This window comes from Seonamhaeicola sediminis, from assembly GCF_004358095.2.
GTDB classification, from domain to species: Bacteria; Bacteroidota; Bacteroidia; order Flavobacteriales; family Flavobacteriaceae; genus Seonamhaeicola; species Seonamhaeicola sediminis.
Genome location: NZ_SMZJ02000002.1, coordinates 414,263 through 430,887, shown reverse-complemented (window position 1 = coordinate 430,887; position 16,625 = coordinate 414,263). Strand labels below are relative to the sequence as shown.

The 16,625-nt window shown below is 35.5% G+C and carries 11 protein-coding genes; all 11 read right to left on the bottom strand.

Translation table 11 applies throughout. The features are described from left to right. Nucleotides 1-346 precede the first annotated feature (346 nt). Entirely contained in the window at nucleotides 347-1,276 is a 930-nt protein-coding gene (locus tag E1J38_RS04495) for a glycoside hydrolase family 17 protein (protein ID WP_133355637.1), read from the bottom strand. Next, a complete protein-coding gene (locus E1J38_RS04490) occupies nucleotides 1,257-2,717 on the bottom strand; it encodes an MFS transporter (RefSeq protein WP_133355638.1) in 1,461 nt (486 codons plus the stop codon). Before E1J38_RS04490 ends, E1J38_RS04495 begins: the two co-directional genes overlap by 20 nt. 23 nt (nucleotides 2,718-2,740) lie before the next feature. Continuing rightward, nucleotides 2,741-3,652 carry a glycoside hydrolase family 17 protein gene (locus E1J38_RS04485; protein WP_133355639.1) on the bottom strand — a complete coding sequence of 304 codons (912 nt, stop codon included), beginning with the start codon at nucleotides 3,650-3,652 and terminating at the stop codon, nucleotides 2,741-2,743. Nucleotides 3,653-3,709: 57 nt separating this feature from the next. Beyond that, complete coding sequence (locus E1J38_RS04480) at nucleotides 3,710-4,342, bottom strand: hypothetical protein (protein ID WP_133355640.1); 633 nt, start codon at nucleotides 4,340-4,342, stop codon at nucleotides 3,710-3,712. Nucleotides 4,343-4,375: 33 nt separating this feature from the next. Continuing rightward, nucleotides 4,376-5,809 (bottom strand): MFS transporter, encoded by a 1,434-nt coding sequence (locus E1J38_RS04475; RefSeq protein ID WP_255449783.1) that lies wholly within the window; start codon nucleotides 5,807-5,809, stop codon nucleotides 4,376-4,378. An 18-nt stretch (nucleotides 5,810-5,827) separates the two neighbouring features. Beyond that, nucleotides 5,828-7,285: a glycoside hydrolase family 30 protein gene (locus E1J38_RS04470; protein WP_133355990.1), complete on the bottom strand. Its 1,458-nt coding sequence runs from the start codon at nucleotides 7,283-7,285 to the stop codon at nucleotides 5,828-5,830. Between the two features lie 57 nt (nucleotides 7,286-7,342). Further along, nucleotides 7,343-8,602, bottom strand: coding sequence for a glycoside hydrolase family 17 protein (locus E1J38_RS04465; RefSeq protein ID WP_133355641.1), 1,260 nt, complete (start codon nucleotides 8,600-8,602; stop codon nucleotides 7,343-7,345). A 9-nt stretch (nucleotides 8,603-8,611) separates the two neighbouring features. Further along, nucleotides 8,612-12,067 carry a 1,3-beta-D-glucan phosphorylase, GH149 family gene (locus E1J38_RS04460; RefSeq protein WP_500801820.1) on the bottom strand — a complete coding sequence of 1,152 codons (3,456 nt, stop codon included), beginning with the start codon at nucleotides 12,065-12,067 and terminating at the stop codon, nucleotides 8,612-8,614. Nucleotides 12,068-12,157: 90 nt separating this feature from the next. Further along, on the bottom strand, nucleotides 12,158-14,272 hold the full coding sequence (locus E1J38_RS04455) for an immunoglobulin-like domain-containing protein (protein ID WP_222428231.1): 2,115 nt from the start codon (nucleotides 14,270-14,272) through the stop codon (nucleotides 12,158-12,160). A gap of 11 nt (nucleotides 14,273-14,283) precedes the next feature. Next, nucleotides 14,284-15,138: a glycoside hydrolase family 16 protein gene (locus E1J38_RS04450; protein WP_255449782.1), complete on the bottom strand. Its 855-nt coding sequence runs from the start codon at nucleotides 15,136-15,138 to the stop codon at nucleotides 14,284-14,286. Nucleotides 15,139-15,173: 35 nt separating this feature from the next. Further along, a complete protein-coding gene (locus tag E1J38_RS04445; RefSeq protein WP_133355644.1) occupies nucleotides 15,174-16,625 on the bottom strand; it encodes a glycosyl hydrolase family 16 in 1,452 nt (483 codons plus the stop codon).

The window sequence follows — 16,625 nt, the reverse complement described above, 5'->3', positions numbered from 1 at the left end:
GTTGTGGTAATGTTGTGGTGTATTTTATTATTGTATTGCTCTGATTATTAATGTTGTGCTACCTAAGACCTTTAAAAACTTTAAAAAGCAGTTAATTTGATGCTATTAGTCTTATAATCGTATAAAAAGGCCCAATAATTTTAATTCAAGAATCCTATTTAAATAATTGGTCTTTTTCCCTTCTTCAACAAAGAAGGTTGCTTAAAAAATTTATGCTTTTCATTTTTATCCCAAAGTCTCCATTACGCGACTACATCTCGCTCTGAACCAACTTTACAAGACTCAGCAAATGAAATAGAAATAAAAGATATCAATATCATTCTCTTCTGTGTATTGATAAAGTGTTTTATAGAAATACCTTTATGTTTTTAATTGATAATGGACTGTTACTGTAAAACTTTGTTTGTTCATTCTTATCCCATAATCCCCAAAAGGCACCAACATCGCCCTCAGCACCTACTTTCCAAGATTCATCGAATGATGAAAAATAGAATATATCAACATTATCTTCTTTAGACCATTGCTGGGTATTTATAAAATACTTCATAGCATTTTCATACGATGGTATAGCTCCTTGTAAAGGTTTACCATCACTGGGCCATCCAGTTTCTGTGATAATTACTTTTTTACCATTAGCCGCCTTAATAGCTTGGTTATACATATCTTTGATATAGATTAAAGAGTACTCATTACTGCAACCTTCCCAAAATGGGTAACAGTTAGCTAGAATAACATCACAAGCCTGGGTTATTTTTGGTCTGTGACTAAATTCATAATAGGCATCCACATAACCAACAGGAGTATTAGTTAAATCTCGTTTTACATCATAAATAAAGCCTATTAATTCATCCTCAGTCAAATCACCTCTGTACATAACCTCATTACCCACAGCGCCAATATCTACATAACCTTGATTAGCGAGTCTTTTAAGACCTGCTATTTCCTTTTTATTAATTTCATTATCATTACCTAACCATGCGCCCACCAAAGTTTTAATACCATACTCTTTTGCTATTATTGGGATAAGTTCATTACCTTCAGTACAAGAAAAAGAACGTATCCATTTTGTGTATGGTTTAATGATTTTCATTCTCTTTCTAATTTGCTTTTCAGTAATATGATCTCCAGGTTCCTGTCCTTCTAGATAGGGACTAAAACAAAGTCCATGCATACCATTATTAAAGACACGCTTAAAAAGGTTTTGTAATCCCTTTAAGGTTTTATTCTCAAGATGACCTCCTGATAAGGACATTACTTTATCTACTCTGTACGACATTTGCATTAAAATTAGAATTCACTTTTCTTTTATCTAATTCAGCTCTAATCTCATTAGATCGCTCTTCAGTTACATTATAATTACGCATGATATACATGGCAAGCAATGTACCTACCATTGGGAAAAAACAGAAAAAAGCATGAAGACCATCAACGGCTGTTTGTTGTTCTGTGGTAGTTAGATCGGGGTTAAATCCCACAATAGAAATAATAACACCACTTAGAGCTCCGGCAATGGCAAAACCAATTTTAACCATCCACCAATAAATGGCTCCAAAGATACCTTCCCTTCTTAATCCTGAATTTAATTCATCTATATCAATGACATCGGCTGTCATAGACATCATTATTGTAAAAAGACTGCCTATTCCGAAGGAAAAAAATGGAAGTGCAATAATATACATCCAAGGCTTACCAGGAACAAATAAAAACCAAAGCAAAATATATCCAATGATTGAAATACCTTGAGACCACATAAATGCTTTTTTCTTACCCATAATTTTAGACATCCAAGTAACTATTGGAATAACTATAAATGTTGTACCCAAAGCACCCAAACACCCGAACAAAGACACCCAAATACCACTAGCTGCAGCATCCCCATTAAACAGCTTATAAACAATAACAAAAAAGGTAAGGGCTGCAACAGTATTAAATGCATTGAAAATTAAGAAAGTAGCTGCACAGAGTTGTCTAAACTCCTTAATATTGAAAGCTTCGGCAAAACTATTAACAAATATCTTCTTTAAACTGTCACCTATTTTTTTCAAATTTATTGGTTCATAATTTTCATTTAAAGTAGACTTGCTCTTTAAAAAAATGGCTGGAACCATAGCACAAATAGCACAGGGTATGGCTACCCAAATGGCTAGTTGGCGTGCAGCTATTTCTGCAGAAGGAAACCAATTAGGATCATACATGATAATCCAAAATAAAGGAGCTATTACCCAAGCCCATTGTCCTATCCATTGGGCTACAGCCATAATACTGGTGCGTTCATGAAAATCGTCACTCATTTCATAGCCCATAGCTACATAAGGCACGCTAAATAAGGTAAGGCCAAAGTAAAATACAATTGACCATAAGAAGAAATACCAAAAATTATATTGTAATGAATTTTCCTTAAATAGTTGCCACATAAAAATATATGAGACTCCCATTATTAAAGCTCCTATTAAAACATAGGGTCTTCTTCTACCCCATTTGGATTTTGTATTATCAGAGATATAACCCATAATAGGATCTGTTATGGCATCAAAAATTCTTGGGAAGAAATATATAAGAGACCACATCCACCCTGTAAACTCTAAATCTTGAATTAAAACCACCATAAAAATTCCAAGAATAGCAGGAAACATTTGGTTGGCTAGCATGCCAACACCAAACGCCACTTTTTGCCCTAGTGGAACTTTACTTTTTGATGTTGTTTTAATTATTGACATGGTTTTTAGTTATGAATAAGACTTTAAAATTTGAGATTTTCATGTTTATCCCAAAGCCCCCAATAGGCACCAACATCACCTTCATCACCTGTTTTCCAAGATTCATCAAAAGATGAAAAGTAGAAAATGGGAATGTCATTTTCTTTTGTCCATCGAATAGTATCTATAAAGTACCTCATAGCAGATTCTTCGGTTGCAATAGCACCATTTAAACCACCACCTTGACTAGGCCACCCCGTTTCTGTAATAATAATGGGTTTACCTTGAGCAGCATCTACCACAGAGCCATACATGGACTGCATATGACCAAGCGCGTATTCAATAGGACAACCTTCCCAATAGGGATATAGATTTGCTAATATAACATCAGTACTTTCTACTAAAACGGGGTGTCTTGAAAACTCGTAATAGGCATCTACGTAACCCACAGGGATATCAAGTCCAGACAAAGCTTCTTTAACACGGTTTATATATTCAACCAATTCATCAAGGGTTAAATCATTTCTATAAAGAACTTCGTTACCTACAGCAGCTACATCAACATTTCCAGATTTTGCCAATTCAATTAAGCCTGCAATCTCCTTTTCATTATCTTCTTTGTCGTTGCTTAACCATGCGCCTACCAAGGTTTTTAAACCATGTTTTTTTGCTGCTATTGGCACAAATTCATTGCCTTCAATGCATGAAAATGAGCGGATGGCACCTACATAAGTCTTTAGTATCTTTATTCGATCTTCAACTTGTTGCATATTTATATTATCTCCTGGTGATTGTCCATCTTTATACATACTAAAGCAAATACCATGAAAACCATTTTGAATGGTTTTACGCCATAAAGCTTTTAATTCATCTAAAGAATAATCTGAAAGGTTAATACCCGCCGTTGCTATCTGGCTATAATTAGATTTATAATATGATTCTTCTCTGTACGACATCTTAAATTGTAATTAATTAATTCAACGTTTTCGATTCTATTTCTCAACAAAGTGACTTTAAAATATCCCCCTGCAATTTTTTCTGGTATATATTTTAATTCTGTCTACTTCTTTAGTACTGATTGGTATTTCTTCTAGTTTTAAACCAGGATAGTCATTGACTTCTTTCCATTTTAAAATGGTTGAACTAAAGAAATTAGAAGCAATACTGTCTGTTTCATAAACAATTAGGTCATAAGCTTCCCCTAAATCACCACCAAAACGGGTAACTACTTGCCATTCACCATCTCTTTTGTATGATGTATTGGTATGGTCTGATTGTGGATAGTAACGATCATCAGTTGGATGAATTAATACCCAAATATCATTTTTGTTAGCTTTTGGGTATACGCCCATGGTTAAAATTCTGCAATCCACAGAATCTTGATCAATAGGAGAAACCACTTTTGTGTTAATTACCTCTCCCTCTATTTTCAATTTGTTGCCAATTGATACTTGTTCAATTTGTCTATTATATTGTACTAAATCGGATGAATAGCTAGCATATATTAACATTAAAACACCTATAATTCCCGATGGGACCCCGAGTTTTGTACTTATTAACCTGGAGTCTGAGTTTCTTTTTATACTACTTAGGATTGCAATTAAAATAAGAACAACCCCAATGATGATGATTATTTTAGTTGACATGTTGTTTTGGTTTATTGTTTAACCGTTATATAATTATAATACACCTCTTCTTTCTTCCAATTGCGCTTTAATTTCTTTAGCTCTTTCTTCAGATAAGCTATATTTCCACATAACCCATATAGCCAATCCTGCAGTTACCACAGGAATTACTATATCTGCGATTCTTAATTTTGTTAAAGTATCTGCAGTTTGTGTTGCTGCGTTACCGTCAAAACCTATAAGTTTTAAGACTAGACCCCCTAACACTAATGCTAATCCTTGTCCGAGTTTTACAACCCACCAATATAAGGCTCCAAAGGTTCCTTCTTTTCTAGGCATTCCATTACGTAGTTCATCTAAATCACAAACATCAGCGGTCATACTCATCATTAATGTGAATAAACTTCCTAAGCCAAATGACATTAAAGGTATTGGAATAAAAGAAAGCCATATATTATCAGGAGTAAAAGCCCACCATTTCATGATATAACCCACTATAGAAAGCGCTGTAGAAATAATGAAAGCATTTTTTTTGCCCCATTTTCCAGACATTGCGGAAACAATGGGAATTACCAAAAATGCAGAAACCAATGCCCCCATAGAACTAAACCAAGCAGGCCATGTTGCAGTGGCTTCATAGCTTCCATTAAAAATGTAAAAAACGAAAATGAAGAAACTAAAAGATGCTACAATTTGATAACCATTAAACACTAAAAAAGTGGCTCCACATAGCTTCATAAAAGGTCTGTTTTTTACAGCCTCTTTAATACTGATGAACAAATCTTTTAGATTACTAAATACACTGGTTAAGGTTAATTTTTTTCTATTTCCCATGTGAGAAGCATCTATACCTCTACAAAATATTGCCGGTAATAGGCCTAAAAACAAACATACTACTCCCACATAAATTGCCATAGTTCTTACTCCTTCAGCTTGGTTACTGAATATATCAGGGTCTGCAATAATTACCCAAAACCAAGGCACAATTACCCAAGCCAATAAACCAACGGTTTGTGAAAAGGCCATTAAACGAGTACGTTCGTTGTAGTCTGAAGTCATTTCATATCCTAAACCTACAAGAGGTGTAGCAAACATGGTGTTCCCGATGAGAAAAACCATAGACATAATTAAAAAGTACCAAAAATTATAGTTTGAGGAATTATTTTCATCAAGTTGCCATAAAAGAACAAATGTTATGGCGCTTAGAATGCCTCCAACCAAAATATATGGTCTCCTTCTGCCCCATTTAGAACTTGTGTTGTCTGAGATAAACCCCATAATAGGATCGGTTACAGCATCAAAAAAACGAGGTAGCCCACCTAGAAGCCCCGCTAAAAAGGGATCCATACCAAAAGCTGTCAATAAGAAGAACATAAAGAATCCCAAAGCTCCTGGGTATAAGTTCAAGACTAAGTGTCCTGCTCCAAAAGCAGCTTTTTGGCCTATGGGTACTCTATCTTTAGCAGTTATTTTTGTGTTAGACATCATTCATATTTGTTTAGTTAATTACTCTTTTACCGGTTGTGGTATTACAATAGTTTGAATTGCTTGAGCGTCTATAGTTATTTCTAAATTTTTATCGTTCAATACTATATTGACCGATTTTGGTGTTTCAAATTCATTAAATAGAATTACCACATGTGTTCCATCAGGGTTTTGGGCTGCCGTTGCCATTAATTTTTCATCAGAATTTTCTAAACCAATAATTTTGGCTTCTGGCCTAATATATTTACTAAAATGCGCCATGGTATAATAGAGAGGTGTGAAATAAACTTCATCAGACTCAGGATCTACAATTACAGGCGCTATACACCAGTTTTTAAACCAATTAGGACCGCCTTGTTTATCTAGTACCATGTTCCAATCTACCCAACCATCAACCCAGTTATTAAGACAACCAATAATATCACGGGCATAGCGGTTTACAGGTGCATATTTAGGATGCAAATATTTTTCTTCTTCAGAAGCCCAGTCCCAACCCCAATCAGTAGCTTCTTTTTTCCAATACCAAGCGTCATCTTTCCAAACAGGAACCTCAGCATCAATACAACCTTCAGTTTCAATTAAGTACTTATCTGGAGCTTTTTGATGCGCGTATTGTAAAGCCTCAGGAAAGTAGTCATAGGTGCTTTCATACCAATGAATAGCAGTGCCATCGAAGTATTTAGAGGAAGCTTCATCTCTGTACATTTCATCAACCCATTCTTTTAAACCAGCTCTATTTTGGTCATAACCTAAAATGATTTTATCACCAAAACCATCAGTTTCTAATTTAGGACCTAAGTGAAATTGAACGAAGTCAGTCATTTCCTTTGGTGAAAAATGCATGCTTTCCCAGTTATTACCATTTCCATGGGGTTCGTTTTCAACGGTAAACCCCCAGATGTCTATTCCTTCGGATTTGTAAGCATCCAAATATTTTGAAAAAAATAAAGCCCATGTATCATAATATTCAGGTAATAATTTACCACCAACCCAATGGTTGTTATCTTTCATCCATGGTGCCGCTGTCCAAGGCGATGCAAATATTTTAAAGCCATCTTCTGAGATAGCAAGAGCATCTTTTATCATTGGGATTAAATCATCCATATCTTCTTTAATAGAGAAGTGCTCTAAATTTTTATCACCCTCAATTGGAGTATAAGAGTAGTTTGTTAAGGAAAAATCGCAAGAATTCATGTGAGTTCTGGTAAGAGAATACCTTGCACCATCTTTTCCGAAGTAAGCTTTTAAAATAGTATCCCTATTATTTTTACTCAATTTTTTCAATAAATAAGCCGAAGATTCTGTGAAAGCACCTCCAAAGCCGGTAATGGTTTGATAAGTATTTTCTGGAATTAGTTTAATAGTAACTAAACCATCAACTTTTTTAAAATCAGTTATCATGGTAAGTTTATTACCTTTGGCTGAGGTTTCAAAAATTTCAGCTTGCAAGCTGTTTTTATTTGATTCTTGGCAATTCATTATAACTAAAAAAACACCTATAACGGTTAACTTTTTTACTTTCACTTTTGTTAGATTTTAATGTAAAACGCTCATTGCAACAGGAGGTGTTAAGACCTCTTTTATTAGGGCTTTTTTATCACCTTTATAGGTTTTTTTAATAGGGTTTCCGTCTCTTGTTAACCCTTCAAAAACACCCTTATCAACCAAATCCCAAATGGCGTATTTAGCTTCTCCTTTAAGGTTTATTAATCCAAAATGATTTTCAGAACCCATAGGATTAGCCGCATCTTTCCATTGTTCATCAAAAGCCTCGAAATAGAAACAGGAAATATTATTTTTGTTTGTCCACTCTCTTATTAACTCATAGTATCTGCCAGACTTATACTCATCACAGGCTCTGGAACCATTGGCACTATAATGCCCATTTGATACCGTAGCCCATCCTGTTTCTCCTATGTGAATGGGTTTGTTTACTCCTAAACTTTTCATATAATTTGCAACACTGTCATATTGTTTTTTGGCAAATTCTAAGGAGCGTAGCATTGCAGATTCAATTTTTTCATTATCAGATAAGTTTATCTCATCCTCAGGCATTAACCAAAAAGCTGGGTTATAATGTGTATTATGCATTGGATATGTATGCATAGATATATAGTCTACTGACTTTATAAGGTTATTTAAATCTTCGGTATGGTATGCTGGATCACCACCTCCCCAAGACGAAAAATCGTCTGAACTGGTTATCCAAAGGTCTTTAGGTAGATTGCCTTTTATTTTTAAATTCTGTAAATGATTTACCCATTTTAGAATTACATTAGGGCGCACAAAATAACTGGTGGCCCAATGCACCATAGCTTCATTCCCAACAGCAATAATTTTCACAATGTCTGGGTATTGTTGTGCTAGGGCTACGGCTCTTGCAATTTCACTTTCATTGTGCTCGCTTTCCACTTCATGATTGGGCTCTAAACCTGTCCAAGCGTTTTTACAATCAATCCAAGCACCAAGCATAACATACATTTCAAACGAAGGGTCTTCGGTTTTTAATTGTGTAATGGCTTTTAAGATATTTGGAGCTTGTGGCAACTGCACGTTATAAGTTCTTAAAACCTTGATACCCATAGCAGACAGTAATTTCATATCATCTTTTAGCTCGTTGATGGAGGGTTGTAGGTCACGGGATTTTTCACGGTATCCTCCATAAGAAATTGCTAAATAGTTAGGGTTTCCTAAAATTTGGGCTGCCGTAATTTGCTTTGTAGTTTTTGGCGCTTTAATACATCCTAGCATAAATAATAATATTGAAAGTGTTAGATACTGGGTTATTCTCAACATTTTAGTTTTCTATTTTTTTATCGAAACTGTAATTCTATTTACCTCACCTTTTCTTTCAAAAAGGGATTTAGAAGTTTCTAAGTCTAAATGCATTTCCTTAGCACTTATAAATTTGCCGTCATTCAATTCAACCATTAAGCCCTCTTCACTAGACAGTTTATAGATTATCGGAACCTGACAATACAAAAAGCATAGAGCGCCACTATTTACATTAATAGTTTGTTCCTGTTTATTTACATTGGTATAATGGAATACTTTTGACGTGTTTAAAAACTCCTTTTTTTGTAATAAATTGGGTTTAAAAACAATTTTGCCATCTTTTACAAAAACGCCTATTTCTCCAAATCTACTCAGAATATCTTCTTTAACCTGACCTGTCATTCCAGGTTGTTGTGCTCCTTTGGTGGCTGGTGTATGAGAATAAGGGTCTGTTGGAAAGGCACCGTATAATTCAGGTGATTTATGCACTCCAATACCAGCATTGATTTCGTAATAATGGTCTAAAAGTTTACCAATAGTAACGGCATCTGCATTATTATTAATAGCCATTAAACAGTTTTCTTGAACGGCTAATAGTAATTTGGAAACCATATGCCAGTATATGGACCCTAAACCTTCATAACCAAAAAAAGTACCTGAACGCCCTGTGAATGATTTATGGTCAAAAATATCCTCAAATACTTGAAGCAATAAGCCTTCTTCTTTTTTCACTAAGCCTTGATACTTTGAGTCTAATTCTTCAAGCGCTACTTTTAAACTGTTTGCATTATTAAAGTTTGAGTTGAAGTGACAATTTCCTAATATATCCTGTTCAACAACCTGCCTATTGCCGTCAGCAATTAATTGTTTTAATAATGCAGATTCCTGCACTTTTTCAGCGCGTATATTGTTTTTTTTGTCAAATCTTGGTAATTCTTTGTCTGGATATAAAATGTAGCTATACTGGTCTTCTCTAAACAATCTGCTGTTTTTCAATCCGTCCAATAAGCTCAAGGCTTGATTTGGAGAAAGATAACCAGCACTAAGCGCCGCTACTTGACCTTCTAGCATCTCTGATAAGTATGAAATAGATACTTCATTATCATTTTCAACCGTCATCAAGTTATAAGCATGATACATGTTGTCATGACGCTTATTTGCTTTAATACTGTGTTCTAAATATGATTTTGTAACCGCAATAAAATCAGAAACATCATCTAGAGTTAGTGCTTTTTTATTTCCGGAAAAGCCTTCTGCATATATAACTTCCCTGTAGTTGCTACCAGCCATTCCTAATCCATCTAATATCGTTTTACGGTCTCTATCTGAAATTGTTCCAGAGAGAATAGCCGCATTAGCCTTAAGTGTATTTACAATACCAGAATAGAAATCATGTAGCTCGGTCGAAATTTCAACATGTTTTATTTCCGCTTTAGTTAAAAGCTTTTCAAATAGGTTTAAAAACCGGTATAAGTAGTAAAGTGTTACCATAGATACGCCATTACCTACTAAGGCGTTATTGGCATCATTCCATTCAGGTCTTTGAGTGTTTAGCCAAATACCACCTTCTGGAATAAAGTTTGAAATTTTAGACAATACGGTTGCCAGTAACTTTTCAATAAGATTCACTCTGTAGATGTCATCTTTTTGGTCTAGTAATAAGGCTCCGTCTGCCCCTAAGCGTTCTCTTCTTTGGTTTATAAGATTATCCAAGTCATGATCAAAGTCAATGGTGTCCTTAGGATTCTTTAAGGTATCTTGATAACTTTTTATTTTGTAAGGAACATTGGCATAAACAAATACATCTTGATTAAATCGTTTTTCTAAAGTTCTAGGGTAGTGATCTTCAATAAATTCTAAGAATTTTAGAAGATAGATTATTTGATGATCACCCCAATACCCAATGTAAGACCAAGGGTCGTTTTCTTCAATAACTTCCCAATCAAACCCGTCTTTCGTTACTCTATAAGGATTGTAACCTTCAAAAGTACTAGCATTTAAAAACTTATGAATCATTCCCTCTATAAATTCTGGATATGAATAAGCTAAAGCTTCCCAATTTTGAAAAATGTCACGCCAATTACCTTCGTAATCTAAAACTTTTGAGCCATCAACTTCACTCCTCGTATTTATAGAAAACTTATTCCAAGGCCTACTAGGGTCTCCGTGTCTTCTACTAAATTTTAGTGGTAAATATTCATAACAAAGGCGTTGGAAATCTTTATGGTCATCTTGATTTGCTAAGTCTTGAATATCTTTAAGAGCAAATAATTCTTTTAATTTATTTATATGTGCTTGTTTTTCTCTAAAAACGTTGTTATTAGCCTTTTTTAAATACTTAATAAAGTCATCTTTCTCTATGGTGTAACCGTCATCAAAAATACCACCGCGCATAATATTAAAGAGGGTATTTGAAAAATGACGCATATTAATAAGTGGGTCTGCCGAAAGTTGTATACCATCAGATGCTCCTACTAAATCAATGAGGTTTGTAGTGCCTAAATCAATATCTTTTTGTAACAAGCCAACCAAATCATCTTCATTTTTGATCAATTCTGAAATTTCAACCACATCCGATATGGATTGGTTTACGTTAGCAACAAACATCCAGCGTCTATCGGCATTCGGTTTTAAAGTTATTTTGGCATTGATAAAGTAAGCTCCCTTTTCGGCTTTTATATCTGTTTCCTGAGAAACACTATTTCCTTTTCTAAAGTTATCTAACTGTAAAGAGGATATTAGATAGGTTGGGTTTTTCAAACCGGAAGACCAAACAATATTGGCTTTAAGCGCTTCGCTAGGTTCTGCTTTATCTACAATAACAGAACTCAAAGCATAAATACCCAAACCTACGTCTGTTTGCAATTCACTTTTCTTATAGGCATCAACAAGGTTGCTTCTAATATTCTGTAAATCTGCCGTTACACTGGCGGGTAAAATATTTTGAAGACCATCTAATACAGATATATCAACTTCTTCTTCTGTATTGTTTATTAAGGTAGAATTTTTTACAAAACCAAATTGATTACTAGAATTCCATTGGTACCTAAAGGTTAAACCTAAATCAAGATTAGTTTCCTCAAAGATTACTTTGTTTCCATATTGGTTTTTATAGAGATTTGTTTGAGTCTCATAAATACCAGTTTGACGAATAGAGAATGGTTCCCATAAATGCGTTTTATCATTTTCATGAATTCTAAAAATAGTTTTACTCCCTGTAAATTCAGCCATTTCTGTAATCTTGTCATCCGTATAATATGGAAACAACGAATAATCGGCATTTTTACGTCCAGCAGTTAAACCTCCGTTACTTGAAATGAACATCCAGTGATTAGAATCACTTACAATACTCATAAAAAATGGGCGCATTTTATCGCTATTGGATATCTTATAGAACCGTTCGCCGTTAATATTTACTAATTCCCCTTTAACTGTTTTCATCCTGTTGGTTACTTTTGGTTTGTTATCTACTAAAGCTATGATCATAATAACTTGGGTCAAAAAGGCTAGCGGGTTAATAACCAAACTAGCCCTTTCAATAAAAATTCTATCCTTACATTTTCATTAATTCAGCCACTATTTGCTAGTAACAGAAACATTATCAATATTTACGGTTCCACCACAAGTTGCAGCTCCTCCACAAATTAACTCGAATAATAGAGAAACCCCTCCGTCTACATTACCAGCAGTTGTAAACTCATATGTTCGTGTCGTCCAACCTGAAGTAACACTTGCGTCTCCAGCTATTAATACGTGCTGTACTGCAGGATCATTAGACCCATCAGCTGGTTCTGAAAATGTAAATGCTTGGAATACCGCGCCATCTATTAATGGCGAACTTGCTTGAATATCAAAAGTTACTATGTAAGTGGTATTTGGCTGTATTGTGCCTATTCCAAATCTTTCCTGCTTTAACCCTGGGTTTGCGAATGTAGTTGTAGTTATTTGACCTGAATTAGTACCACCCCCATTACTTATGCTAGTAGAAATGATTGTGGTCCCTCCATTGTCAAAAAGACCCCAACAATCAGCATTAGCTTCAAAATCTCCATCTGATATAAAATCTCCAGATGGTGGTGCTGGGCAAGTACCGCCGCCTCCACCACCTGAGCCGCCGTCAACTTTAGTTATATCATCTATATAAAGAGAACCTGTATTTGGCTTAAATCCAGTTTGATCTCCTACATCTGGACGAATCAATATTCTATTCACTCCACTTGGAATGTTTGCCAACGTAAAAGTAAGTTCTACCCACTCGTTGGCAGTAGTAATTTCTTGTACAGCACCAACAGGCTGGTTTGTTCCATCTACCTCTACTTGAAATAACACATTGGTTGGGGCTACAGTAGAATAGAATTTCGCTTTGTAAACGGTAGTTGCTTGATCTAAACCGGCATCAAAAACAAATCCTATACCGCCCCACCAATCATTGGCAGTGGTGTAAGCCGCTTCATATACATTAGGACTCGTATTTATTCCTCCAGAAACTGGGTTAGCAATTAATGCGCCTCCTGTGTTAAATTCTGAAGCGGTTACTCCTGCTAAATTGTTTTCAAAATTTAAAAGAACCGTTTCATCAGAACCGCCTCCACCTCCAGAAGCTTCAGATGTTTGAATAATGTCATCAAAATAGTATATGTCTCCGTCACAACCTGTATTTCTTTCAAAGTAAATAATTACACTTTTATAAGTACCAGTAGTAACATCTGAAAAATCAAAAGTTAGCTCTTGCCACTCTCCAGTAGCAGTAATGGACGCCACTTTCTCAACTGCAGGATCTGTGTCTGGGAACGGTAAACGCTCCAAGCGCAAAGTAACATCTGTTACTTGCGTTTCGGCTAAAACTTTCATTTTAAACACGTTATTAATGCGTGCTGTAAAATCTAATGCAGTTGCCAATTCTGTTCCCATTCCAGACCATGTTTCACAGCCTTCTGTTTTAATAAATTGCTGTACATTACAACTCGTGTTTATGCCTTCTATTAATGGATTATCTACTATGCTTGCAGATGTATTGCCGAATGCTTCAAAAGTATGAGTTATATCATTTGTTAAAAATGTCCATTTAAGATCTCCATTAGCTGGATCTATATTTTCTTCCGTTTCAGCCTCGCATGTAACAGCCGTAACAATAACAGTCCTTTCTACTTCATCTGCTGCATTACCTTGCGAGTCTGATACATTATAGGTAATTACATAAGTACCTTCAGTATTCGTATCTACAGTATCACCACCAACAACAATATTGGCAGTTATATCACCATCTACCTCATCTAATGCTGTAGCTCCGGGGTCTATAAACGTATCTCCTAATGTTACATTTATTGTTGCATCTCCTATTAAAGCAATAAGTGGCGCATCTTTGTCTAAGACCATGATTGTCGACTCAAACGTATCTGACGCTCCAGCAACATTAATTGCGGTTAACTTTACTGAGTAAGACCCAATACCATAGGCAAATATAGGATCAATTAATCTTGAAGTTGTATTTTTTTGATCACCAAAACTCCAAGTATATTTATTAGCATTCTCTGATGTGTTAATAAATGTTGCCACACCTGCATCACTTAACGTGTAAGTAAAGCCCGCAGTAACTGTTGGTAAAACCGCATCACCGTCTTCGCAACCCACAAAGGATAATGCTAATATCAAAATTGATATGTATTTAAAAGTTTTCATTAGTTTTTTCATTGTCATATTTTTTAGTTGTTACTGTTTTTATATACTCGTATATAATCTACAAGCATGGTTTGTGGAAAAACGGTTTCTTCGTTAGGGTTTCCTGGAAGCGCCCCTCCAACCGCTACGTTTAAAATTATATAAAAAGGCCCTCTATTAAACACCCATTCTCCTGGGACGTCTTCTGGGGTAAGTTGGTTATATAACACATCATCTACATACCAATTAATATAATCTGGTCCCCATTCTATTCCAAAAATGTGAAAACGGTTATCAAAACGATCATTATCTAATTTGTATGATTTACTTACAGATTCACCCCCAGCATATCCAGGGCCATGCACGGTACCAAATACAGTGCTAGGCTCATCTCCGACATACTCCATAATGTCTATCTCTCCAATTTGTGGCCAAATCTCAGTGCCATTGGAATCATCACCTAAAAGCCAAAAAGCAGGCCATAAACCTTTCCCGTTAGGTAATCTAATTCGAGCTTCAAAACGACCATAAGTTTGTTCAAACTTTCCTTTAGTTAAAAGTCTAGCAGACGTGTAATCAGAATTCCCGAAAGATTCTTCTTTAGCTGTAATAATTAATACCCCGTTTTGAACCGTTACATTGTCTGAACGGTCTGTATAGTATTGCAATTCTCCATTTCCCCAACCAGCTGGTAAACCATTAGCCGTTCCGTCTCCGATATCATAATTCCAAATTGCAGAGTTAGGTGCCCCATCTGTATCAAACTCGTCTGCCATTACCAATTCTGAAAAGGTAGCTACAGTTTGTGTTTCATTTGTATCACAACTAGAGATAACTAAAACCACTATCAATAGAAAAGACATGAACAGTAAGGATTTTGTGTTTCTTGTATATTTCATTGTTTCATTCATATTTTGAATTTTAATTATCTAACTTATTCTTTATAGAAGTAAATATTATCTAAAATAAAATCTGGTCCTCCAGCTAAAATAATAGCTCCTAGATTGTTCTTTTGAGTTGCAAGGTCTCCATCTAAAGGTATATCTACAGACGTCCAAGCTCCAACCGTTAAACCAGCAGCAGTAAATCTTTTATCCTTATCATCTCCATCTGGGAAACCAGTGAAGATATTTGTTTCTATCTCACCATTCACTCCAATATCTCTAATTTGTATGTTAACATTGGTTCCTGGTTCATTAGTATAAAGGTCTACATGTAAGTGCGTTAAAGTTGACGCATCCACGGTATTATCAAAGATAATTCCTGTGAAGTTATTGTTGGTGTATATTTGAACCAACTCTCCTGGAGCACCAACCTCTGTGGTTTCTGTAGTAGAGCCACCAAACCCTGGATTGAAGTCACTTCCAGTATCTGCCGTATAGGCATCACTATATATAGATTTAACATTGGTGGCAGGTCTCATTGGCACGGGAGCAAGTGGTAATGCGCCGCTAGAACTTACAGCTAAAGAGCCTAATGCCTTAACACCTGCTAACTCAGTTGTGATTTCAGTGGTTCCTTCACCAATAACACTTGCAATACCAAATTGATTTACAATAGCAACATCGGTGTTTGAAGAAACAAAATTGAAATAAGCAGGAGCCCCGCTAACTTCTAAGTTTTCACCATCAACATCGTATTTTATTGTTAGGCCTTGCGCTACAATATTTATTTCGCTTCCTGTGAATGTTTGTATCGCTATATCCTGACCACTGAAGGCAATTGGTCTTGGTTGAGAAACAGTACCTAGTTTTTCAAACTTTAACTCATCAATCCAGAATGTCCAGGCTATTTCATTTCCATTGGGTCCATCTCCCAAAGGATCAAAACCACCTGCAGCAAAGAAGAACATTCCTGTTTCTTGAATTAACTTTGAAGGATCTGGTATTGGCACCACATACTTCTTCCACCCAGAGGTCATTTGTACTACGGTGGAAACCGCAAATGACGGATCGGTTTCTGGCCTATCAAAATCGGTCCCAAAACCAACCTCTACGGTTCCAGATGTAGTCCCTAATCCCCAGAATGTGAGTGCATCATAGCCTGTTAGATTTCTTCCAGCGCCACGGTCTTCGAAAATCCCCCCTATAAAGTTACCATCAGGATCATTCGAAGCAGGCACATCAATTCTAATAGAGGAACTACCCTCATAGAATGTATTACTATCTACACCAAAACCATTCACGTTTGCACCAGCTGCTGGATCAAAAGATCTAAAAAATTGATCTGTAAGCCCAACAGGATCATCTATGTAGATTTCTGCAGTTGTTGGAAATTTAGCAAAAACTGCTTCTTCAGAAAGCTCTCTTTCACAACCTAATAGGGTCATTAGCATACATCCTATAAGGATGTATGTTTTTGTATATGTAAACTTTATATTTTTCAT